At 51.4% G+C, this 22,596-nt stretch carries 27 protein-coding genes; all 27 read left to right on the top strand.

The features are described from left to right. Positions 1-14: 14 nt before the first annotated feature. The 27 genes from EGM51_08365 (at position 15) to flgC (ending at position 22,586) form a co-directional block, all read left to right on the top strand. On the top strand, positions 15-539 hold the full coding sequence (locus EGM51_08365; protein QBG47404.1) for a hypothetical protein: 525 nt from the start codon (positions 15-17) through the stop codon (positions 537-539). A gap of 26 nt (positions 540-565) precedes the next feature. Further along, positions 566-793 carry a carbon storage regulator gene (csrA, locus tag EGM51_08360; GenBank protein QBG47403.1) on the top strand — a complete coding sequence of 76 codons (228 nt, stop codon included), beginning with the start codon at positions 566-568 and terminating at the stop codon, positions 791-793. A gap of 31 nt (positions 794-824) precedes the next feature. Continuing rightward, entirely contained in the window at positions 825-1,688 is an 864-nt protein-coding gene (locus tag EGM51_08355) for a flagellin (GenBank protein ID QBG47402.1), read from the top strand. 1 nt (position 1,689) lies between these two features. After that, a complete protein-coding gene (locus tag EGM51_08350; protein QBG47401.1) occupies positions 1,690-2,451 on the top strand; it encodes a LysM peptidoglycan-binding domain-containing protein in 762 nt (253 codons plus the stop codon). Next, positions 2,441-3,193, top strand: a complete 753-nt coding sequence (locus tag EGM51_08345) for a response regulator (protein QBG47400.1) — start codon at positions 2,441-2,443, stop codon at positions 3,191-3,193. The genes EGM51_08350 and EGM51_08345 overlap by 11 nt, the downstream gene beginning before the upstream one ends. Further along, positions 3,193-5,430, top strand: coding sequence for a hypothetical protein (locus tag EGM51_08340; GenBank protein QBG47399.1), 2,238 nt, complete (start codon positions 3,193-3,195; stop codon positions 5,428-5,430). Before EGM51_08345 ends, EGM51_08340 begins: the two co-directional genes overlap by 1 nt. Beyond that, complete coding sequence (locus EGM51_08335) at positions 5,421-5,774, top strand: hypothetical protein (protein ID QBG47398.1); 354 nt, start codon at positions 5,421-5,423, stop codon at positions 5,772-5,774. The genes EGM51_08340 and EGM51_08335 overlap by 10 nt, the downstream gene beginning before the upstream one ends. 6 nt (positions 5,775-5,780) lie before the next feature. Next, positions 5,781-6,401 carry a DNA-binding response regulator gene (locus EGM51_08330; GenBank protein ID QBG47397.1) on the top strand — a complete coding sequence of 207 codons (621 nt, stop codon included), beginning with the start codon at positions 5,781-5,783 and terminating at the stop codon, positions 6,399-6,401. Between the two features lie 72 nt (positions 6,402-6,473). Further along, positions 6,474-7,169, top strand: coding sequence for a HAMP domain-containing histidine kinase (locus tag EGM51_08325; protein ID QBG47396.1), 696 nt, complete (start codon positions 6,474-6,476; stop codon positions 7,167-7,169). A gap of 3 nt (positions 7,170-7,172) precedes the next feature. Then, the gene (locus tag EGM51_08320) at positions 7,173-8,564 is read left to right on the top strand and encodes a sigma-54-dependent Fis family transcriptional regulator (GenBank protein QBG47395.1); all 1,392 of its coding nucleotides are present in this window, start codon (positions 7,173-7,175) and stop codon (positions 8,562-8,564) included. Positions 8,565-8,644: 80 nt separating this feature from the next. Next, positions 8,645-9,115, top strand: coding sequence for a flagellar export chaperone FliS (gene fliS, locus EGM51_08315; protein QBG47394.1), 471 nt, complete (start codon positions 8,645-8,647; stop codon positions 9,113-9,115). A 7-nt stretch (positions 9,116-9,122) separates the two neighbouring features. Further along, positions 9,123-9,431: a hypothetical protein gene (locus EGM51_08310; GenBank protein QBG47393.1), complete on the top strand. Its 309-nt coding sequence runs from the start codon at positions 9,123-9,125 to the stop codon at positions 9,429-9,431. A 53-nt stretch (positions 9,432-9,484) separates the two neighbouring features. Then, a complete protein-coding gene (fliO, locus tag EGM51_08305; GenBank protein ID QBG47392.1) occupies positions 9,485-9,781 on the top strand; it encodes a flagellar biosynthetic protein FliO in 297 nt (98 codons plus the stop codon). Continuing rightward, entirely contained in the window at positions 9,771-10,532 is a 762-nt protein-coding gene (fliP, locus tag EGM51_08300) for a flagellar biosynthesis protein FliP (protein ID QBG47391.1), read from the top strand. Before fliO ends, fliP begins: the two co-directional genes overlap by 11 nt. 4 nt (positions 10,533-10,536) lie before the next feature. Further along, complete coding sequence (locus EGM51_08295) at positions 10,537-10,800, top strand: flagellar biosynthetic protein FliQ (protein QBG47390.1); 264 nt, start codon at positions 10,537-10,539, stop codon at positions 10,798-10,800. Positions 10,801-10,808: 8 nt separating this feature from the next. Next, on the top strand, positions 10,809-11,591 hold the full coding sequence (locus EGM51_08290) for a type III secretion protein (GenBank protein QBG47389.1): 783 nt from the start codon (positions 10,809-10,811) through the stop codon (positions 11,589-11,591). A gap of 2 nt (positions 11,592-11,593) precedes the next feature. Then, the gene (locus tag EGM51_08285) at positions 11,594-12,694 is read left to right on the top strand and encodes an EscU/YscU/HrcU family type III secretion system export apparatus switch protein (protein ID QBG47388.1); all 1,101 of its coding nucleotides are present in this window, start codon (positions 11,594-11,596) and stop codon (positions 12,692-12,694) included. Continuing rightward, positions 12,657-14,852: a flagellar biosynthesis protein FlhA gene (gene flhA, locus EGM51_08280; protein ID QBG47387.1), complete on the top strand. Its 2,196-nt coding sequence runs from the start codon at positions 12,657-12,659 to the stop codon at positions 14,850-14,852. The genes EGM51_08285 and flhA overlap by 38 nt, the downstream gene beginning before the upstream one ends. Before the next feature lie 15 nt (positions 14,853-14,867). Continuing rightward, positions 14,868-15,755, top strand: coding sequence for a MinD/ParA family protein (locus tag EGM51_08275; protein ID QBG47386.1), 888 nt, complete (start codon positions 14,868-14,870; stop codon positions 15,753-15,755). Beyond that, entirely contained in the window at positions 15,752-16,012 is a 261-nt protein-coding gene (locus EGM51_08270; protein ID QBG47385.1) for a hypothetical protein, read from the top strand. Before EGM51_08275 ends, EGM51_08270 begins: the two co-directional genes overlap by 4 nt. After that, positions 16,009-16,794 (top strand): FliA/WhiG family RNA polymerase sigma factor, encoded by a 786-nt coding sequence (locus EGM51_08265; protein QBG47384.1) that lies wholly within the window; start codon positions 16,009-16,011, stop codon positions 16,792-16,794. The genes EGM51_08270 and EGM51_08265 overlap by 4 nt, the downstream gene beginning before the upstream one ends. A gap of 154 nt (positions 16,795-16,948) precedes the next feature. After that, on the top strand, positions 16,949-18,610 hold the full coding sequence (locus EGM51_08260) for a hybrid sensor histidine kinase/response regulator (GenBank protein QBG47383.1): 1,662 nt from the start codon (positions 16,949-16,951) through the stop codon (positions 18,608-18,610). Continuing rightward, positions 18,525-19,847, top strand: coding sequence for an HDOD domain-containing protein (locus tag EGM51_08255; GenBank protein QBG47382.1), 1,323 nt, complete (start codon positions 18,525-18,527; stop codon positions 19,845-19,847). Before EGM51_08260 ends, EGM51_08255 begins: the two co-directional genes overlap by 86 nt. 12 nt (positions 19,848-19,859) lie before the next feature. Continuing rightward, on the top strand, positions 19,860-21,029 hold the full coding sequence (locus EGM51_08250) for a response regulator (GenBank protein QBG47381.1): 1,170 nt from the start codon (positions 19,860-19,862) through the stop codon (positions 21,027-21,029). Between the two features lie 12 nt (positions 21,030-21,041). Beyond that, complete coding sequence (locus tag EGM51_08245) at positions 21,042-21,743, top strand: response regulator (protein ID QBG47380.1); 702 nt, start codon at positions 21,042-21,044, stop codon at positions 21,741-21,743. Positions 21,744-21,795: 52 nt separating this feature from the next. Next, on the top strand, positions 21,796-22,146 hold the full coding sequence (locus EGM51_08240) for a flagellar biosynthesis protein FlgB (GenBank protein ID QBG47379.1): 351 nt from the start codon (positions 21,796-21,798) through the stop codon (positions 22,144-22,146). Between the two features lie 20 nt (positions 22,147-22,166). Continuing rightward, positions 22,167-22,586 (top strand): flagellar basal body rod protein FlgC, encoded by a 420-nt coding sequence (gene flgC / locus EGM51_08235; protein ID QBG49276.1) that lies wholly within the window; start codon positions 22,167-22,169, stop codon positions 22,584-22,586. The last annotated feature ends 10 nt before the right edge of the window (positions 22,587-22,596 follow it).

Here is a 22,596-nt window from a genome sequence, read left to right as displayed (position 1 = left end):
CGAAAGGAATTCAGATGAATAACGCCAATGAAACACCGGATCCGATGGTGTTGGAGACTGAAACCCGCAGCATTCGTATTCCAGTGAGTGATGGCAACATCTTCACGTTTCCGGATGGTGTTCCCGCTTTTGAGGAGTATCGGGAATTTGTGCTGTATTGTAATACCGATGTGCAGCCGTTTTTCTTTATGAAATCCATCGGCATTTCGCCGGAAGTTTCTTTTGTGTGCATTGATCCGTTTCTGGTTTGTCCGGACTATCAGGTTCGGGTGGGTCCGTCGGATCTGCAGGCTCTGGATCTGACATCCGGAGAGGATGCTTTCATTTTTTCTTTCGTGACTGTGCGCGATAATCCCTGCGATATCACGGCAAATCTGCAGGGGCCGGTGATTCTGAATATGAAAAACAGCCGGGGACGTCAGATTATCAGCGAAGGTACAAAATATGATGTTCGTTTCCGGGTGTGGGATGCGCTGATGGAAGCCCGGGAGGAGTCGGTCCTGCCGGGCGGTAATCTGACCGTGAAGCAGTGCGGGTAAACGGAATTTGAAGCCGGGGAGGCCATATGTTGATCCTGACAAGAAAGTCGGATGAAAGCGTTATGCTGAGCGATGATATAGAGGTCAAAGTGCTCAGTGTGCGCGGTGACCAGGTCAGTCTGGGGTTTTCTGCTCCGGCTGAAATGAACATTTACCGAAAAGAAATTTATGAAGCCATTCTGGCAGCTAATAAGGAAGCCGCCGGGCAGTCGGATCAACCGCTGGATGCGCTGTGCGGTCTGTTCGGCAAATAAAAGCGGACCGGATGAATAAAAGGATAGGACTATGCAGATATCGAATAATACAACGGCATTCAACGTCTGGAAAAATTACAGCAGCACCATTGATGATCTTCAGGATTCGATGGCCCGGTTATCGTCCGGAAACCGTATTGAGAATGCGGGTGATGATGCCTCGGGTCTTGCGTTGAGTGAGCGGCTGCGTACACAGTCGCGCAACGCTTCCGCGGCTGCGGGTAACGTGGAAAACAAGCTGAACTATCTGCAGACGGCTGATTCCTGGATGCAGAAAATACACGATATGCTCGGTCGTATGAGTGAGCTGGCTGTTATGGCGAATGATGGAACGAAGTCGGATACCGACCGCTCGGTACTGCAGCAGGAGTTTGTACAGATGCAGGATGAAATTTCCCGCATCACCACCGGGGCGGATGCCGCGGGAAAATTCAATGGTGTTGCTCTGTTTCAGGGAGGCGCCGGCATTGTGCAGCAGGTTGGGGCCGATGGCGGTCAGGTTTTTTCTTCCGCCGCTGTGGATCTGACGACTGCCAATGCAGACGATCTGGGTAATGGAACAACCTGGGGGCAGTTAATTGACAGCTCGGGTTCCGTTCAGATTGCAACCCGGGCGGATGCTGAAGCGGCGGTGACCGACCTGCAGCTGGGAATCGATTTTCTGAGTGAAAAACGGGCGGATACCGGTGCGGAGATGAATCGCATGGAACAGACGCTGGCGGGGCTCCGAAACTATGAAGAAAATATCATGGCCACTGAAAGCCGGATTCGCGATGTGGACGTGGCCAAGGAAACGTCTGAGATGACGAAATATCAGGTTCTGCAACAGGTGGGTACGGCCATGCTGGCTCAGGCCAATCAGCTTCCGGGCAATGTGATGCAGCTGTTTGGATAAGATGAATACGGGATTTTCAGCTATATTCCGAGGTGAGGAATCGAACCGGTTCCGGAAGGGATCCGTGAATGCCGATCTCTGTAGAAATCCGGTATGTATCGTATATGCGGTTCTGCTGCTCTCGGGAAGTAATCTCTGTGCTGCTCCGGTGGAGGTTTCAATCGGTGCTCCCTCCCGGCTGCAGACGCTGGAACGTAAAGCCAGTGAATATGAGCGGTATAAGGAGCAGTATCAGGAAATTCAGGAGATGTTCGACAATATGCTGGCTCTTCTTCCTGCGGATGATGAGGGCGCTGTGCCCACTCCGGAGGCAGGATACGGTATGTTGTCAGATCTGCTTGAGAAAGCGAATCAGGCCGAGTCATTGAGTCGGGAACTTAAGAACCTTCAGAAAAAAAGCAGATTCATTCAACGGCAGTGCGATGCATTGAAGGAGGAGAATGAAGGAATGAAGGCGGTGCTTGTGCAGCAGGAGGAAAAGATCCGGTCCCTGAAGGCTGAAACTGAAAAGTGGAAGGCTGAATCGGAAGGGTTGCGGGAAACGATCGAGCGGCTTCTTCTTGGTGAATTTGAATATTATGAAGTGAAGGAAGGGGAGACTCTTCAAAGTATTGCGGCCAACCCTCTGGTATATGGGGATCCTTCTCGCGCTGCATGGCTGCGGCAGGCGAACTGGCGGCGGGTGGAAAATCCCGATGTGCTGTCGCCGGGGGAAGTTCTGATTGTACCGCGATTCCCCCGCAACGGATCTTATGAATTTTAACGACAGGGAAAACGCCGTGGAACTGAAGCATCTCAACGTGTTGATTCTGGATGATGAGCCCCTGGTACGGCTGATGATCCGTTCAAAGCTGGAAAAGGCCGGGGCGCAGGTAAACGAAGCCGGCTGTTGTGCTGACGCGCTTGCGTTGATCCGGAATACCGCATTTGATGCGGCGTTGTTTGATTACCGCCTGCCGGATGGTAACGGGCTTGATGTGGTTCGTCGGCTCCGTAAGGAAGCGTTCAGTTTTCCTGTTGCGATGCTCAGTGGAGAAGCGGCGGATCTTGAGGCGGAGAATATGGATGGCCTCGGTATCTGCGCCGTGTTTTCAAAGCCGCCGGATGTGGCACTGATTGCGGAAACCCTGACGCGTGAAGCGGCGGGGTGTGCGTTAGTTGAAGAGACGGCAAGAGTGGGGCGTTATGCGTATTTTAAAGCTGAACCGGGCAATCCGGAGGTTCCGCCGGCCTGGGATGAAAATGAGTGGCTGGCCATTGATTTTTCGGCCTGGGCTGACGATGGTCTGCCCGATTCGATGATCGATGGTCTGTGCAGGCCGCGACGCGGAGTGGCGGTCGTGGGAGCGAAGCCGATTCTGCGTAAATGTTTTGAACGACTGGAAGCGGATATTGAATTTGCAGCTGATATTGATGAATTGGCTGCTTTATCACGGCGTCCGACTTCCCCGCTGGAACGGGCGGTTCTTTTGGATGTGTGCAGTCGGAGCGGAAACGGAATCTGATGCGTAAGATCCGGGTCATTTTAGGGTTGGTGTTGAGCGCCGGATTGATTGAAGGCGTGGTCTTTTTTGTCAGCTCCCGAATACCGGAAAACGTTGATGTCCCCGAACTGGAAGAGGTGTCTGATTCAACGTTTGATGAAATACTGGCCGGAGCGGTTCGTTATAGAGAGCTTCGACGTTTTGGTGTGGCGCGGGAACTGGTCAGGCAGGCGCTTGATCGTGCGGGGACACCGGAGGAGCAGGCTTTGGCCGGCTATCAAATGGGGGGGCTTTTGTTCGAGGATTATCTCGGTGGCGGTGAAACCCGTCCGGGAGCCGCTGTTTTATATCTCGAAGCGGCATTCGAAGCCTCTGCGCCGGGGTCAGAACTGCAGACGGAAATCGGTTTTAAGCTGCTTGATGTTCTGGAGGCGACCGGCGACAAAAAGCTTTTTTTACATTATCTGGAAACGATGACGGACACGGCTGAAAAGTCGGAATTCATTATCCGGTTGTGGGATCGCAAATTTGATTATCTGGTGAATTCCGACAAAGGCTGGCGTGAACTGACTAAGACACTGGCCGCTGCGGAAGCGATGCCTCTCCAGGATGCCGCGTGGGCTGAACTTCTGGAGGATGTCCGGTTACGTGCCCGAGAAAGAGTGCTGGCCGATGACAGCTGGCTTGAGGCCTTTAAATTGATCGAAGGGGAAAAGGGGCTGACGGACTACAGAATGCGCGTTTTTTCCGACGTTCAGAAAAAACTGGAACAGAAAATTGAAAACGGCGGAGAGCAGGAGCAGGAGGAGGGGCTGTTGCGTCTGGCCGGTGCAATGGTTTCGGTTGAAAAATATGAAGAGGCGGAGAACTGCCTGAAACGGTTTCTTGAAAGGGAACCGACGGAGCATTTGATCGAAGCATTTACAGTGCTGGAGCGTATTTTCCGGGGTAGGGGGAATGTGGCCTTTCTGCCTGAGTTCGCTGAACTGCTGATCCGCCAGTTTGATTTCAATGCCCACTCCGAGGATGAAATTCTCGGCATTGTGGAGCTGCTGGAAGAAAATGATCTTGATGAGGATGCGTTAAGGCTGCTGCGGGGCTGTTTCAGTTTCCGGGAATTCACTGGTGGGGATTCCGGTAAACTCATCGCACGTGCGGCCGTTCTGGAAGAACGCACGGGGGATCATGACCGTGCTTTGGATTATATGCATCAGCTTCAGCAATCAGATGCTGATGATGCGCTGGCGCTGGCGCTTTCGGAACTGACGGATCTGAATATGGACGAAGGAGATTATGAGGCGGTTGAAAACTGGGTGTACCTTTTTTCCGGTCGGCTTCCTCAGGTTTCCGAGGCTTATGGAGATGCATTGTTTTCCTTGTTTGAAGCGAAATACTGGCTGGACCGGCCGGTACTCGAACAGTTGTTTGTCGGTTCAGCTGCGATTCAGCATATGCCTGAGGATCCGCGTGTGGGGTCGGTCGAATTACGGATGGCGCGGTATATTGAAGAGATGAAACTTCATGATCTGGCGGTTTCCTATTATAACCGGATTGGACTGCTCAATTTTTTCCAGGGAAATTCTTCGGATACTCCATCCAGTGAGAATATCAGCGAACAGGCAATGCTCGGTAAGGCCCGCTGTTTGAAGCAGCTGGAAGACTGGGAAGCAGCAGATCATCTTTTCCGGGAATTATGCAACCGGACTGCATCGCCTTTAGTTAAATCGGAGGCGGCAGTACAATGGGCGGAACTGGCTATGCATTTCGGCCAGAACCGGGAGGCCGCCCGGCGTTTTGATCTGGCTCATGCCCAGATGCTGTCTCCTTCGGATAAAGTCCGTTATGCTTTGGGACGTTTAAAGCTTCGTGGCGACGAACGATTCCATGATCCTTCTGTTATAGAAGAGAATCTGGCCTTATTCGATAATCTGCCCGATGGCGAGCGGCGTATGGCTGTTGCGGCCTATTTTGATGAGGCTTTCGACTATTTGCATAAGGCCGAAGATGAACCGGCTATGCTCCGTCTGATTGATCTTGCCTATCAATCCGATTGTGCTGAATGGGTTCCGATTCAAAGCTATGTTTTACGTGTTTATGAAGACCGGTTCAGAAATGAGGCGCTTGAGGGGCTCGGCCATACTCTGCGGGAAAAAGATACTGTTGCCGGGGCTTCCCTTACGGAACTTTCGCAGGTGGTTGAGCGGCTGGAACATTTAGTCAAAACGGTGAAAAAGCATGAGGAAAAGGTATGGGAATGACGGCATATGAAATCAGTAGCTGTATCAATGAGATTCAGGCTGTCTGTGAACAGCTGAATCATCATTTTGAAGCAGCCCGGCAGGAGGGGCGCATGTCAACGCTGACCGAAGTTCGGGAGATGGACAGGCTTTCCATCATACTGCTGAAGGAAATTCGGCGGCTTCCTCCCGATGCCTGCCGTCAGCTTGAACATCCGGAGGAACGATTTCGGGCGGAAACAGTTATGGATTCGGTTCGTAAAGCGTTGAGGCAGATGACCTGTCCGACCGTGGATTCCGGTTCGGGCGGGAAGAGAATGCCTCAATCATCATCAAAACGGATAGAAGCCTACGGCATTTATTAATACAGAATGTGTGAGATGGGTATCATGGAAACAGCACTTGTGGTGGATGACGATTTTCTGATGCGGGGCTACGCGGTTGACAGTCTCAGAAAAGAGAATGTGTTTGTAATAGAAGCATCATCAGGGAAAGAGTTTTCCCGTCTGCACGCCGGCCGTAAATTTGATCTGGTGTTTGCCGATCTGGATATTTTTCAGGCTGAAGCGCGTGCGGTTAACCGGGATCCGGACACGATTTATGTGGTAATGACTTCGTTCCGCAAAGTGGATAAGGCCATTCAGCTGGTTGGGAATGGAGCCTATGACTATCTGGTGAAACCGTTTTCGCCCGAACAGGTTTCGGTTATTCTTTTCCGGATCCGGGAGTTGCTGAAGCTGCGTATCCAGATTGAATCGCTTAAAAAAAAGGTGGCGTCGGACGATCCGGATTTTCATGCGGCCCCGAAAACCGCTTCCGGGGAGGGGGCGGTAACCAATCTACAGGAACTCGAACGTCAAACCATTATCCGGGTATTGAAGGAAACCCATGGCAGTCGGAATGTTATGGCGGAACGACTGGGGATCAGTGTCCGGACTTTGCAGAATAAACTGGCTCAATATAAGCGGGATGCCTCATTGCAAATGCCCTGATTACGGCAGGAATCAGTGAAGCGGTATCAGATAAATTGAAAAGACCGCTTGTGTTTACTCCTGAGCTGGATAGTGTCTGATGGGTGTTATGCATTTTTTTTAGTCATGGGGTATGACGTGATATTAGATTCTGACGGAACAGGGCGTATGGCGCAGCTTTTGCGGCATCGGTTATTAAATGTAGTATCCGGTTTAAAATCGGCAAACAGCTTATTGGCATCAGAACTGGATGACCGGCTAACGGCGCAGGAGCGGGAATATTTCCCGCTGATGGACAAAGAGTGCGATAAGATATCCGGTATAGTTGGACGTATTGAAGAACTTTTTGGTGTACTGCCGAAGGTAACGCCCGCACCTCTGCAGCAGGCGGTGAAGCTGACGATGGGAAAGCTGAATAAAAGTTTTCCCATGGCGGAAATCGTTCTGGATGTTGACTGCGAAGATGCTGAGCGGACGGTTTGCGGGACGACGTTGAATACGGTGTTGCATGAGGCCGTGGGCAATGCCTGGGAAATTTCAAGAAAGCCGGTTAAAATCTCTATTCGTGATGTTGAGGGCGGTTTCTCGGTTCGCGTTATCGATCGGGGAAAGACGTTTTCGCCGGAAGTCCGGAATATGGCCTTCGAGCCTTTTTATTCAACACGTTCACGGCATTTGGGTGTGGGATTGGCCATCGCCAGACGCCTGGTTGAAAATCAGAGTGGAACGGTATCCATCGGCGTTGAAAATGATGAAAACGTTGTGGAATTTATTCTGCCTTGCTTGTAGGAGATGGAGATAATGGGAAAAGCGGAAAGATTTACCGATCTGAAAGTGCTGGTGGTGGAGGATGATGATCTGCTGAGGCGGGTTATGTATGATCGTCTGACGGCTGCTGAATGCGAAGTAATGGCTGCAGATTCTCTGTATGATGCCAATCGGTTACTGGCTTCCGGGACGTTCGACATCATGATTACGGATATTCGACTGCCGGATGGAAGCGGTCTGGATCTGCTGGAGCAGCAGCGGGAGGCTGCTCCGGATATGGCGATTGTGGTTATGACTGCATTTGCTGATGTCGATACTGCGGTTTCCGCCCTTAAACAGGGCGCATTTGATTATCTGTCGAAACCGTTTGAGGATGAGCAGCTGTTCAAGATTTTACGGAATCTGAAGGACCGGAGCAAACTGTCGCGCAAGGTGGAAACGCTCAAAGATTATTCGCTGCGTGAATTTGAGGGGTTTGTGCAGTTTGATCAGATGATCGGCACCTCGGCGATGACGGCCATTTTCGATATGGCAGATCGCGTCGCTAAAAGTTCAGCCACGGTGTTGATTCTGGGCGAAAGCGGTGCGGGTAAAGGGATGTTGTCAAAAGCCATTCACCGTTCCAGTTCGCGGGCGAAGGAGCCCTTTGTTGAAATCAACTGTTCGGCGATTCCCGAGCATCTGCTTGAAAGCGAGCTCTTCGGCTACGAATCGGGAGCCTTTACCGATGCCAAGAATAAAAAGCTTGGTCTTTTTGAAGTGGCCGAAGGCGGCACGATTTTCCTGGATGAGATCGGCGATATGGATCTGGCCCTGCAGGCCAAGGTGCTCAAGGTGCTGGAAGACCGGGAATTCAGGCGTCTCGGGGCATTACGTCCGACGCAGGTGGATGTTCGGATTATTGCGGCTACCAATCGTAATCTTAAAGAGCTCGTTGATAAAGGAACGTTCAGAGAGGATTTATATTACCGGCTTTCTGTGGTGCCGATTGAGGTTCCGCCGTTGCGGAACCATCCGAAAAGCATCGAGCCTATGGCCAACTATTTTCTGCAGTTGTTTGCCAAACAGATGGGACGCACGGTACAGGGATTCGATCAGGATGCCCTGGAGATGCTGCGGACATACAGCTGGCCGGGTAATGTGCGTGAATTACGCAATGTCATTGAACGAGGGCTGATCCTGAGCGACGGCGACCATATTAAGGCCGCAGCATTGAATCTGGATCCGGGGAAGGCATCGGTCAATCCCGCAGAGAATGCCTGTCCGGCGGATCTCCTGCCATTGGCGGAAATTGAAAAACGGCATATTCAACGGGTCCTTGAAAAAATGAAGGGCAATCGCAAGGCGGCTGCGGAAGTCCTGCAGATTCACCGGACGACACTTTATAAAAAAATAGAGGCCTATGAACTGGGGTAGACTGGCGAAACTGACCGACATTGGTCAGTCGCGGATTTAAACCTTTTACATCCGTTTTTCTGTGGCATCCATACTGCTTCATGAAGGTTGATCAGAAAGAAGGATGTAGTGATATGGCAGAATTGAACCAATATCAGAAAATCGCCGTGAATACCGCGACCGCGATGGAACTGGTACTGATGGTATACGATGAGTGTATCCGCAGTCTGGAAAAGGCGGAAGAAGCTTTTAAATTAGAGGGACCTGAGCGCATTGAGCCCATTGGAAAACATTTGAGGCATGCGCAGAATGCCATTACCGAACTGTCTGTTTCTCTGAATATGGAGCAGGGCGGCGAAATTGCTGAAAATCTAAGCCGGTTGTACGATTTTATGATTAATCACCTGAGCCGGGCCAATGTGAAGAAGGAACTTCAGCCGGTACGGGATGTGAAGGATATGATGGTGGATCTGCGTGAAGCCTGGGTTCAGGTGGCAGAGCAGGCCCCGGTTCTGTCTCCGGAACCTCCTTCAGGCAGTCATGGTGGCGGAAGAATCAGCCTGGCCGGTTAGTTTTGTCATGAATGTACAGGATCTGCTGGAACAGCTTGATGTGATTGAGGGACGGTTGGAACGTTCGTTTTGTCAGGGCCGTTTCGATACCTTTAATCAGTTGTTATCCGATCGGCTCGTTTTGCTGAAGCAGGCGCGACAGCTGCCGGACAATGAGTGTTTGTTTCAACATGCCCGGGAACAGAGTGCACGCTGGAAAGAGCTTCTGGCAAAAACAATTCATGATCAACGGCAGCGTCAGGAACAAAACCGGAAGATAAAAGGTTACGGCCGCGGCGGAGTCAGGCCGGGCCGTGTGCTTAACCGTTCGGTATAATTTCCTGTTTTTCCGTTTGAATTCCGTGGCATCGGGCCTGCTTAAACAGGGACATGGAAACAAATGGAATGGGAATGGGGGACGGAAGTCTGGAAATCATCCGTATGCTGGTTTCGCTGTTTATCGTTCTGGCAACGATGTACGGGGTCTATTACTGGCTCAAGCGACGTGGGACCGTACCCGGGGCCGCCCAGAGGCGCCTGCGGGTTATTGAACGTCTGCCGATCGATACCCGGCGAAGTATTCTGCTGCTGGAGATCGATGGTGAGGAGATGCTTGTCGGTGTAGGCAGTGATACCATCTCTCCGATCAGTAAGCTCGAGAAAGAGGTCGCGAAGGATGAAGCATAAACGCGCATTGTTTCTGCTCTTTCTTTGTTTCGGGGCATGTTTTTCCGCCTGGGGACAGCAGTCCGGTTCGCTGACTGCTCCGGGGTTGAATATTCAGATCGGCACGCCGGGACAAGATGCCGAAGGTTTCGGTCAGGCTATTCAGATTGTGCTGTTGCTGACGGTGCTCAGTCTGGCTCCGTCATTCGTGATTCTGACCACTTCATTTACCCGTATTCTGGTGGTGTTCGGTTTTCTGCGACGGGCGCTGGGCACCCAGTCTGCTCCGCCGACACAGGTCCTGGCCGGTCTGTCGCTTTTTCTGACCATTTTCATTATGCTTCCGGTATGGAAACAGATTGATAAAGAAGCCATTAAGCCGTATCAGGCCAAGGAACTCTCTGCTGAAAAAGCCTGGGTAGCCGGTCTGAAACCGCTGCGTGAATTTATGGCCGCGCAGACCGGTGAAACAGAATTCGCCTTGTTCGTTGAGCTGGGAGGAACGCAGGTTCAGGATATGGAAGAGGCCGAAATGAACCTGCTGGTTCCGGCATTCATTCTGAGCGAGCTGAAGACGGCTTTCAAACTCGGGTTTCTGATTTATCTTCCTTTTCTGCTGATTGATCTGGTTACAGCAACGGTACTGATGTCGCTGGGTATGATGATGCTTCCTCCGATGATGGTATCGCTTCCGATTAAGATTCTGTTTTTTGTATTGGCCGACGGGTGGACCGTTTTGATCCGCGGCCTTCTGGCGAGTTTCATGGGATAGGGCAATGACCGCTGAATCTGCGCTTGAAATCTGTCATTTTACGCTGGTTACAGCGGCGAAACTTTCTGCGCCGTATCTGTTGACTACGGTGATCATCGGTGTGCTGATGAATATTCTGCAGACGGTAACGCAGCTCAAAGATCAGTCGCTCTCTTTTATCCCTAAAGTAGCGGTTGTAGGGGTTGTGGGGCTGTTGGCACTGCCCTGGGAGATTACGGTGCTGATGGGGTATTTTAATTATATTATTGATCTGTTCGGATCAGTTTAGGCGGAATCATGGATTTATATCTTCCGCTCTATCCGATTACGCTGTTGCTGGTATTCTTCCGCTTTGCAGCTCTTGCAGGAATGACCGCTGTTTTCGGGCGGCGGTTGATTCCGGTCCGGATTCGTATTGCCATTGCGATGGCTCTGACCTGGTTTGCCGCATCACATCTTCCGCCGGAATGGACTGCTCATTGTCGGGAGATTACCACCACCGGAGCGCTGGTTGTTGCGGTGCTGGGTGAACTTCTTCTCGGTGCGGCGATGGGACTGGTTTGTGATCTTTTTTTTGCGGTTCTGAATATGACCGGCATGATCATTGGACGTGAAAGTTCGCTGATGATGGCCCGGATGATGGATCCTGTCGGCGGAGAGGATGATATCATTATCAGCACGCTGTTCAGTATGCTGCTGTCGTTGCTGGTTCTTCTTTGGGATGGGCATCTGTTCCTGATCAAGCTCATGATGGAGAGTTTTCAGGTTCTGCCTCCCGGATTTTCCTGGTTCCGGCAGGAGCTGCTGGAGATGTATACGCTGCTCGGGAGAGATGTTTTTGCATGGGGCGTCCGTTTTGCCCTGCCGGCCATGGTCGGGGGACTCCTCGTTGCTGCGGCTATGGGGCTTATGGCCCGGATGGCTCCGGAATTCAATGTGCTTTTTTTATCGCTTCCGATTCGTCTCGGGGTGGGTATCGGTCTGTTGACCCTATTTCTGCTCTATGGTCGTGACCCGATGTATCACCTGTTTGAAACTATGCTTCTGCATATGAAGTATGTTCTGCTGGGCGGGGTGTAACGATGGCTTTTCTTTATCCTGAAGAAGGTGCGGATGGAAAAACAGAACGCGCTACCGAGAAAAAACGTAAGGATGTGCGTAAAGAAGGCAAGGTGGTGCTTTCCAATGAAGTCGTCACGGTTGTTGTGATTGCCTGTGCCCTTGCGGTTTTCCTTATTACGCTGCCGATGCTTCGGCACTGTCTTTCCGGTTTTATCCTCAACTGGACGCAGGTGGATGTTACCGGGAAGTGGAGTATTGACCTTGTTCAGGGGCTTTTTATTCAAGGGACTTTACTATGTGCACTGGGTATTCTGCCCGTCGGTACTGCGGCAATGCTGGGATCCATTGTGGCCAGTGTGGCCCAGACAAAACCTTTTTTTCAGATGGAGGCGCTTAAGCTTAATTTCAAAGCATTAAGTCCGTCTGCCGGAGCGAAGGAACTGTTTTCCAAAGACAGTCTCATTAAGCTGGTGTTGTCGATGCTGAAAGTGCTGGTGATTTCGCTGGTGGTATGGGGGGCCGTGCGCCGGCACCTCGGAGAGCTGGCTTTCCTGCATCGGCTGAGTATACCGGAAGCCCTTCAGTGGTTCATGATTCTGTTTTCGCGCATTGTCCGGCGCGTATTGGTTCTGTTTGCTTTTGTGGCTGTGCTCGACTGGATCAAGGAAAAGCGCAAATTCGAAAAAAGCATCATGATGACCAGGCAGGAAGTGCGGGAAGAACACAAGAATCAGGAATCCAGTCCGTTGATGAAACAGCACCAGCGCCGCAAAATGCGTGAATGGTCTACGGCCCGTATGATGGCATCTGTGCCGGATGCCACGGTGGTCATAACCAATCCCACTTTTCTGGCCATTGCCATCAGGTATGACGCTTCCGCGGGCGGCGGCCCGGTTGTAGTGGCCAAAGGGAAACGTCTGTCAGCAAAACGTATCCGGCGGCTTGCTGAGGAAAACGGTATTGCCGTGATAGAACGGAAACCGCTTGCGCGGGCGATGTACAATAAGGTGGAAGTCGGAAAGCCGGTGCCGGCAGCCTACTATCAGGCCATCGCTGAACTGCTGGCCTATCTCTACCGAATGGGTGACGCCCGTATCCGGAAACAGCTGGCGCGTCGATAATCGGAACGGCTGTGCATTGCGCCTCTGGCATCGGGACTGCTTTACACGTGGTATGTTCAATATTCGTAAATCAGATATCGTAACCTCGCTGGTCCTTTTGCTGGTGCTGGCGGTCATGTTTGTTCCGATTCCCACAGCATTGATCGATATGCTGCTGGTGATCAATATTGCCGTCAGTATTCTGATGATGGTCTATATTATCAGTATCAAGGATCCGCTGGAATTCTCCTCTTTTCCAACGGTATTGCTCCTGGTAACGCTGATGCGGCTTTCGGTAAATGTTTCCTCCACCCGTCAGATTCTGCTCAATGCTTTTGCCGGTGATGTCATTGAATCGTTCGGTGATTTTGTGGCGGGCGGAAATTATCTCGTCGGGCTGGTGATTTTTGCCATCATCGTGGTCATCAATTTTAAGGTGATCACCAAGGGTTCCGGTCGTATTGCCGAAGTGGCTGCGCGTTTTACGCTGGATGCACTTCCGGGAAAGCAGATGAGTGTCGATGCCGACCTCAATCAGGGGATTATCGACGAGAAAGAGGCTATTGCCCGCCGGGAAAAACTGGTTCGGGAAACTGATTTCTACGGGGCTATGGACGGGGCCAGTAAATTTGTCAGCGGTGATGCGGTGGCCGGCCTGATCATCATTGTTCTTAATATTATTGCCGGTTTTGCTATCGGGATGACGCAAAAGGGCATGGGCGCCGGCGAAGCACTTTCCCGTTATACTATTCTCACCATCGGTGATGGTCTGGTGTCGCAGATTCCGGCACTGGTCATTTCTACCGCAGCCGGCGTGCTGGTGACCCGGGCCGCCAGCGATGGCGATCTCGGCATGGAGGTTAAAGGACAGCTTTTCCGGCAGCCGCGATCCATGATGCTTACAGGCGGTATGCTGGTTGCTGCCGGTCTTGTTCCCGGACTGCCTTTTCTGCCGTTTATGCTGGTCGGCAGTATTTCCGGGGGTATGGGGTATGCCCTCAATGCCAGTCAGAAACGCGACCGAGCAAAACCGGCGCTGGCAGAAGGAGAGAAGGCTGCGGGAAAATCCGGTTCCGGCACAACGCGGTTGCCGGATGCTGTGAAGAAAAACATCGAACCCACTGCCAAAGCGTATAAAGACATTCTGAATATTGCCGCCATGGAACTGAAGATCGGTTTCGGACTGGTTCATCTGGTGGACCGTCAGCAGGGGGGCAACCTGATTGATCGCATTGGCAATATCCGTCAGCAGGTGGCGGAGTCTATGGGCATTATTATTCCACCGGTTAATGTGCAGGACGACATGGGGCTTGCCAGCAATGAATATCGTGTATTGGTGCGCGGATTGGAAGTTGCCCGTTATACCATGGTCCCGGGCTGTCTGCTTGCGATTGATCCTGGCGGTGAAGCAGCACTGGATGGATTTCAGAAGGCAACGGATCCTTCCTTCGGTTTTCCGGCCTATTGGATTCCGGAAAGCCACCGCAGTGCGGCTGAGTCCCGCGGTCTGACTTTAGTTGATTCCGCCAGTGTGATCACGACGCACCTGTCCACTCTCGTTCAGTCTCACGCGGCCGATTTGCTGGGGCGCCAGGATGTCAGCGATTTGATTGATCAGACCAGAGAACAGCACAAAGCGGTTGTTGAAGAACTGATCCCCAATAAACTGGAAATCGGTTCTGTACATCGTGTGCTGCAGGAGCTGCTCAAAGAGCAGGTATCCATACGCGATCTGCCCATCATCCTAGAAACACTGGCCGATAATGCCGCACAGACCAAAGATATCGGTCTGTTGACCGAACTCTGTCGTCATGCATTGGGCGGCACCATTGTTCAGCCCTACCTCACGCCGGACGGTATGCTCAAAGCGATAGGTCTGCATCCTGATCTGGAGCAGTTATTGAAGGAATCGGGAACCGCCATCGGGGCGACAACCACTTTGCGAATGGATCCTGAACTTGCCCGCAGTGTGCTTGACCATATCAGCACGGCGGTCGGGGCTGCCCGGGAAGCCGGTGCCGAACCGGTGCTGATTGCGAGTCCGGCTGTACGGCGACTGGCCAGACAGCTGGCTCAATGCGAAATAAAAAATCTGCCGGTACTATCGCTTGGCGAGATTCCTGAATGGGTAAATGTCGACATCATCAACATGATTCCCGCGCCCGCTAAAGCGGCCTAGTGCAGCAGTATCGAAATGGAAGATAGAATGGAATCAGAAGATCAGAATACTGAAGCAACGGTATCCCGCCAACTGCGCTGTCTGGCCATCGGCAGTGGAAAAGGGGGCGTCGGTAAAACGGTCGTTTCTGTCGGACTTTCAATGGCCTTGGTTGAAATGGGGTATCGGGTGCTGCTTTTTGATGCCGATCTGGGGCTGGCCAATGTAGACCTCCAGATTGGAGTCGACCCCGTATTTACTTTGCAGGATGTCGTCTACGGTGAGTGCCCGCTTGAAAAAGCGGTGATTTCGGTTCCGGATGGTCCGGATCTGCTGGCGGCTTCATCCGGAGCCCGTGAGATGGTGAGTCTGAGTGAGGCGCGCCGTGAAATACTGGTGGATGATCTGATTAAATTTTCGGCCGGATATGATTTTTTAATCATTGATACAGAAGCAGGCATCGGAGCGGGAGCTATTGAGTTTTTACAGGCGATGCCTCAGGTCCATGTTGTCGTGGCCAATGAACCTACGTCAGTTATGGATGCGTATTCGCTGATAAAAATACTTTCCGGGCAGAACGTTCCGCCTGAAATCCGGCTGGTCATTAACAGTGTGAAAACCGAGGAGGAGGGACAGCGTTTGGCAATGCGTTTGAACGAAACCATGAAACGCTTTCTGGGGCGGAGCATCGAAACCGCCGGAATTATTCTGTATGATGCTGTCGTGGGTGATGCGATCCGGGCGCGCCGCAGTGTGGTGCAGTTTGCGCCGCAGTCGGCACCGGCGATTGGTTTGCGGCAGCTGGCTCATTCGGTGGTCTCTAGCAATAAAGCACGAAATTTCGGGAAACCGGTTAGTCGGAATACGTTTGGGCGTATGGCCGCTGTGGGTCGGAATGATAGTATGCCGGAGGAACAGCAATGAGTGCGGCATTGGTCAATCTGGCTATGGCCATCGGTTCGCTGCTCGGCATATTTACGCTGGTGGCCGGTTTGCTGCGGGGCGTTCCGATTTGGACGGGGGTATTTCGGTCAGCCGTTGTCGTGTCGGTCAGCACCGTTGTGGTGATCGCTTTTTTCCGTTTTTTCAACATCATACTTTTTCGGTTTCTGGCGGAAAAACTGAGGGAGCATCGCGCTCGGGAGGCTGCACAGGATTCTGATGAGGTGACGGAAGGATGATCGGGCATGCTCCAGCTCAATCAGCAGTTCTGGCAGCGGGTTCCTATGAGGCGCTCTGGTCTGCGTTCCGCAGAAATGGGCGCGATGCCATCGATGCATTGATCGAAGCCTATATGCCGCTGGCGCATCGGGTGCTTGAGCGTATTTCGATTCGGCTTCCATCGCATGTTGCCGTCGACGATCTTCTGCAGGCGGCACTGGTCGGGCTCTATAAAGCGGTTCTGGATTTTGATTCGGATCGTGGAGTTCCTTTCGAGGGCTATGCATATCCCCGCATTCGTGGAGCGGTTCTGGATGAACTGCGTTCCAGCGATCCTCTTTCGCGAAGTAAACGCAAACAGATGGATCGCGTGGAGTTGGTGATTGCCGAATGGATGAAAGAATATGGTGAAATGCCTTCCGAAGCAGAGATTGCCGCTGAACTGAACATGGAACTGGAGGATTTCAATCAATTAATGGAAGAAGCCAAACCGCTGTGTTCTCTTGATGCGGTCGGCGTGAATATGGTGCCGTTGCATGAAACCATTGCAGATCCGAACGGTGTGTCCGAAGAGAGAGCGCAGCAACATGATGTACAACGTTTGTTGCGTGTCGGATTCAGTAAACTGGATCAGCGGGAACAGAAGATTCTTTATCTCTACTATTTCGAAGAGCTTCGGCTGAGTGAAATTGCGAGGCTCTTTGACCTGACTGAGGCCAGAATTTCGCAGATTCATGCTTTAAGTGTGGTTCGTCTGCGGGCGGTGCTGCTCGATCATTTTCCCGCTGAATTTGCGGCTTAATCTGAAAGAACGGATAAAAAATACAGCGTGATCTGCCGCGGAAGAAATATGTTCCTTTAAAGGGGGCGGCATAAGGTATAAAGTGTGTTCATTAAACAGGAATTCAGGTGGAATAAAGCGCGGGGAAAGGTCCTGTTACAGGAAGGCGGTGTTTGTGGAGAATAACAGTCAACCACAGAAAAATGACCAGGGGTGCATTCTGATTGTGGATGATAATCCGGTTATGCAGCACCACCTCGGAACCCTGCTGAGTCGGGCCGGATATGAACTGTATATTTCCGGTCTGGGGAAAGAGGCCTGCGGACTGGCAGCAAAAAAACGTCCCCACCTGATTCTGCTCGATGTAATACTGCCGGATATGTCCGGTTATGAGGTGTGTAAAGCACTCAAGAAAAATGAAGAAACGAGTGATATCCCGGTTGTATTTATCAGCAGTCTGACCGAGGTTGATGAGCAAATTAAAGGGCTGCAGCTCGGCGCACTTGATTTTATTACGAAACCGGTTGAAAAGAGAATTCTTCTGACGAAAACCGCGACCTATGTGCGGTTAAGCCGTGATGATCGCATGTTGAAGTCAATGCATGCAGAACTGCAGGTTTCCCTTTCCGAACTCAAGCAGTTTTCTCTGGCGCTGGATAATGCTTCCGATGCAGTGGTTTTTACCGATGCACAGGGCCAGATCACATATACTAATTCCCTGTTTAAATTCCTTACCTGCTATTCTCCGAAGACTGAAGCGGATCGGATGCTGGCAAACTATTTTTCCAATCCGGTCCAGCTTCAATCGGAATTATATAAAGCGGCACTCGATCATGCTCCGTCTAAAATTGAGGCCCGGATGAAGAGTGACGCCACAGAATTGCCTGTGATCATCAAGTGTTCGGCGATACTGGATGAAGAGGGGATTCCTAAGGGGCTGATGCTGGTTATTCAGGATCAGACTGAACGGATTAATGCAGATGCTGAACGCAAGAATCTGGAGATGGAATTACTGCATGCGCAGAAACTGGAGGCGGTCGGTCAGCTGGCATCAGGTATTGCTCATGAAATCAACACGCCGGTTCAGTTTATCGGCGATAACATCCATTTTATCCGGGATTCTCTGGAGCAGTTGTTCGAGCTTCAGCAGGTGCAGTATAAACTGCTGGAGGCCGCAAAGAAAAATGGAATAGATGCCGCTCTGACAGATGCTGTTGAACAGGCGCAGGTAGATGCCGATTTAGATTATCTTCGGGAAGAGTTACCGCTTGCGATATCCCAGTCGCTGGAAGGGGTCAGCCGGGTGGCTTCCATCGTACTTGCCATGAAGGAATTTGCGCATCCCGGTTCCTCGGAAAAAACGCCGGCCTGTTTACAGGAAGCCATTGAGACGACGTTGACGGTGGCGCGCAATAAATGGAAATATGTTGCTTCGGTGGAAACCGATTTTGACGATGCACTGCCGCAGGTTCCCTGTTTAGTCAGTGAATTTAATCAGGTAATTCTGAATCTGATCGTCAATGCCTGTGATGCCATTAGTGATATCGTTGAAGGATCCGGAGAGAAAGGAACGATACGGATTTCAACCCGGTTGAGAGACGGTTATGCCGAGGTGCGTGTAGAGGATAACGGCGGCGGTATTCCTGAAAAAATACAGAGTCGTATATTCGATCCGTTTTTTACAACCAAGGAAGTGGGGCGGGGATCCGGTCAGGGTTTAGCTATCGCCCGTGAAGTGATTGTCAACAAGCATGGCGGAAAATTCTTTTTCGAAACGCAGGAGGGGGTTGGCACAACATTTATTATACGGCTCCCGCTGGGGTCGGCCTGTGAATGAAAATAAAATTATGGAAGACGTAAGGACTAAACAGAAAATACTGTTCGTTGATGATGAACCCAATATTCTGCAGGCGCTTAAGCGACTGTTGCGCTGTCATCGCGATCAATGGGATATGGAGTTTGCGGGATCGGGACAGGAAGCGTTGGAAAAACTGGAGAGTGATCATTTTCAGATTATCGTGACTGATTTATGCATGCCGACGATGACGGGGGTGAATCTGCTGGATGAAGTGAAGCAGCGCTATCCGAATATGATCCGTTTTATCCTTTCCGGTCATGGCGATTCAGAGATGATTATGCACTCAGTGAGTGTGGCGCATCAGTTTCTGGCGAAACCCTGCGATGCGGATTATCTCAAGGAGGCCATTGCGCGTGCGCTGCATTTGCAGCAACTGCTCAATCCCGAGCAGATCAGGAGTATCATCCGGGATGGAGCGTCTCTGCCCACTTTGCCGGAGCTTTATCGGGAGCTGACGGAAATTTTACAATCCCCGGACAGCAGCGTTGACCAGATAAGCGCAGTTATTTCAAAGGATGTATCGATTATGGCGAAGGTTCTTCAACTGGTGAATTCCGCCTTTTTCGGTCTGACACGTAAAATCGACAGTATTTCTCAGGCAGTAGGACTACTCGGGGCGGAAACCATCAGCCATATCGTCATGATCGCACAGATATTCGGTGAATTTGATCCTCAAAAAGTGGAAGAATTCGGTATTCGGGATATCTACGCACATTCGCTCCGCGTCGGCACCAGTGCCGCCCGTCTGGTCCGGGAACTTGGATATGCCCGGGAATTAGTTGATGAAGCCATGCTGGCCGGTATGGTGCATGAACTGGGAAAATTGGTGCTGATTAACAGCGGAAACGAGACCTGGCTGCAGCTTTATCGCAACCGCAGTCAGTTAACCCGTCCGTTTTTTGATGCAGAGCGCGATACGCTGGGAACGACGTATGCTGAAATCGGGGCGTATCTGATCGGATTATGGGGATTGTCGAATCATGTGGTTGAAGCTGTGGCTCATCATATTCATCCAGCGGATGCCGTGCGTTCGGGGAATTTCGGATCGCTGGCAGCACTGCATGTGGCCAATTGTTTTCATTCAAGCCAAAATCCGGATTTCGAGGGGGATATTCAACTGGATATGGGGTATCTTGAATCCCTGGGGTTTCCGAAAGGATTGATGAATTCCGGCGGATATGCATCGCTGATGAGGATGAAAAATAACGGGTTTTGAACTTCTGCGAAAGTGGAGGGGAAACTGCACGAAAGGGTTTATATTTTGAAAAACCGGATTCTTTTCGTAGATGATGAGCAGAATGTTCTGGATGGTATCCGACGCCAGCTGCGTCGTCGGTTTAACATTGATACCGCTCTCGGACCTGATGAAGGACTCCGGTGTTTTGAGGAGGGGGGACCCTATGCGGTAGTGGTATCCGATATGCGCATGCCGGGTATGGACGGCATCCGTTTTCTCAATCGGGTGGAACAGCTTTCCCCTTTCACTATACGAATGATGCTTACCGGAAATGCCGATCAGCAGACCGCCATAGATGCCGTTAACAAGGGGAATATTTTCCGCTTTATGAATAAGCCCTGCCCCATGGAAACCATGACAATGCATCTGGAGGCGGCTTTACTGCAGTTTGAGCTGGTTCATGCCGAAAAGGAGCTGCTGGAAAATACGCTTAAAGGCAGTGTTGAGGTGTTGGTTGATATTCTTGCGCTGACCAATCCGGTTGCGTTCAGTCGTGCTGAACGGATTAAATATTATATGTCGCAGTGTGTACAGGCGCTGGGCAGGCATGACATCTGGAAGTTTGAGGTTGCGGCCCTGTTTTCACAGATGGGCTATGTGACCATTCCTGTCGAAATTATGGAAAAATCCTTTGCCGGCCAGGAACTGACTGAAGCGGAGTCGGCTATGCTTGAAGAACATGCAAAGGATATCTATCGAATGATCGATAAGATTCCCCGTCTTGAGGATGTGGGGAAAATGATTGAGGTGATGGATTCCGGATACTGCGGAGACTATGAAGAAGACGCGGCAGTTCTGGGCGGACAGCTGCTGCGGGCGGTGATTGAATTCGATAAATTGATGCTGCAGGGTGCGCGGCCCTATCAGGCCTTGCACACCATGCGGCAAAGTGCCGTTCCGTTTCATGACACGATTCTTAAACTGCTCGAAGCGGTTGAACCGCCTCATGTGGAGAAAACGGTCAAGTGCATTCCTGTTCATGATCTGCATATCGGTATGGTATTGGCGGAAGATGTGCGAAGTACCAGCAATACCCTGATTGTGAGTAAAGGGCAGTCTGTCAATGGGCTGCTGCAGCGGCGTTTGAGTAATTTTCTTCAGCAGAAAATAATCGGCGACAGGATCCGTGTGTATGAAGAACGGCAGGGGTTTACTGTATAAAGGGAAAGATTCATGAAAGACATTTTTCGCATTCTGATTGTTGATGATGACCCCGTTTTCAGAAGTGCGCAAAAGCGCAACATACGGCGTATGTATCTGCGCGAGAATCTCCGGGTGGAAACGCTTGAGGCGTCGAACGGGCGTGAAGCGTTGGAGATGATCCGGTCGCAATCGCCGGGATGTGTGCTGCTTGATCATAACATGCCCGGCGGTTCGGGGCTGAGCTGTCTGAAAGAGATGCTGGATCACGATCCGGGCCTCGCTGTGATTATGCTGACCGGACAGGGATCCGAACAGCTTGCGGTTGAAGCCATGAAAAACGGTGCGATGGATTATCTGGTTAAAGGGTCCATTTCTCCTGAAGAGCTGCGGCGTGCCATTCTCAATGCCGTTGAAAAAGTAGAGCTGAGACGGACCATTGAGCGTCAGCGTGAAGAGCTGCTTGATGCCGAGCGCCAGCGGGTCATGATCGAAAGTCTGGGAGCAGCCTGTCACCATATCGGTCAGCCGGCCACGGTGATTAATGCCTATCTGCAGATGATGGAGCAGCGGGAAAATGACAGCGAAACGAAAGAAATGATTGCGGCCTGCATGGAAGCTTCAGAGGCGATGGCCGAAATTCTCCGGAAACTTCAGCTGGTCAGTAAATATCGTGAAACACCCTATCTGCCGGGATCAGAGCATCTGGGCGATGCAATTATTGCGTTAGATTGACGGATGGATTTTCCCGCTGATCCTGTGGCATTGAGACTGCTTTAGCGGGGGTATGAATGAAACAGTCGAAATTCTAGGCAAACTGATGGACGCAACGGCGCTCCGTCAAAAGGTCCTTTCCAACAATCTGGCGAATGCCAATACTCCGGGATACATACGCAAGGATGTCAAATTCAGTGCGGCTTTGGCCGAGGCACTGGACGGTAGTGTTGATGATATCCGAAAAGTACAGCCTGAGGTGATTTCCGATACGGATGCACCTGTGGACAGTCGGGGAAACAGCGTTTCTCTTCAAAAGGAAATGGGCGAAATTGCCCAGAATGCACTGTTGTATGATTTTGCTGCGGAAATGACAGGGCAGAAATTCAACCTGCTCCGCAAGGCCGTTTCAGGAACCAAATAGCGAGGATCATTATGTCTGAAATTACATTGATGCCGGGAGTCAGTATTTCCGCCTCGGGGCTCGATGCCGAAAGCCGGCGGATGGAGATTATTGCCAACAATGTGGCAAATGCCCAGACCACCCGCGGGCCGGATGGAAAGGTTTTTCAACGGAAGGATGTTGTTTTCAGTCAGCGGCTTGATACGGCGCTGGGCGATGGGGAGCTGGGCGGCGTCGACATTGTTGATGTTGTTGCGGATCCAACACCGGGGCGGCAGGTGTATCGTCCGGGACATCCGGATGCCGATGAAAACGGTATGCTCGAAATGCCCAATGTGAATCCGGTGGCGGAAATGGTGGATATGATGAGTGCATCGCGTGCCTTTGAAGCCAACCTTTCCGCCATGAAGACCTCCCGGACCATGGCATCAAAAGCGTTGGGGATTCTGAGCGGAAAGTAGAGGCGGCACG

Source organism: Verrucomicrobia bacterium S94 (assembly GCA_004299845.1).
Taxonomy (GTDB): Bacteria; Verrucomicrobiota; Kiritimatiellia; order Kiritimatiellales; family Pontiellaceae; genus Pontiella.
This window is presented reverse-complemented; position numbering and strand designations above follow the sequence as displayed.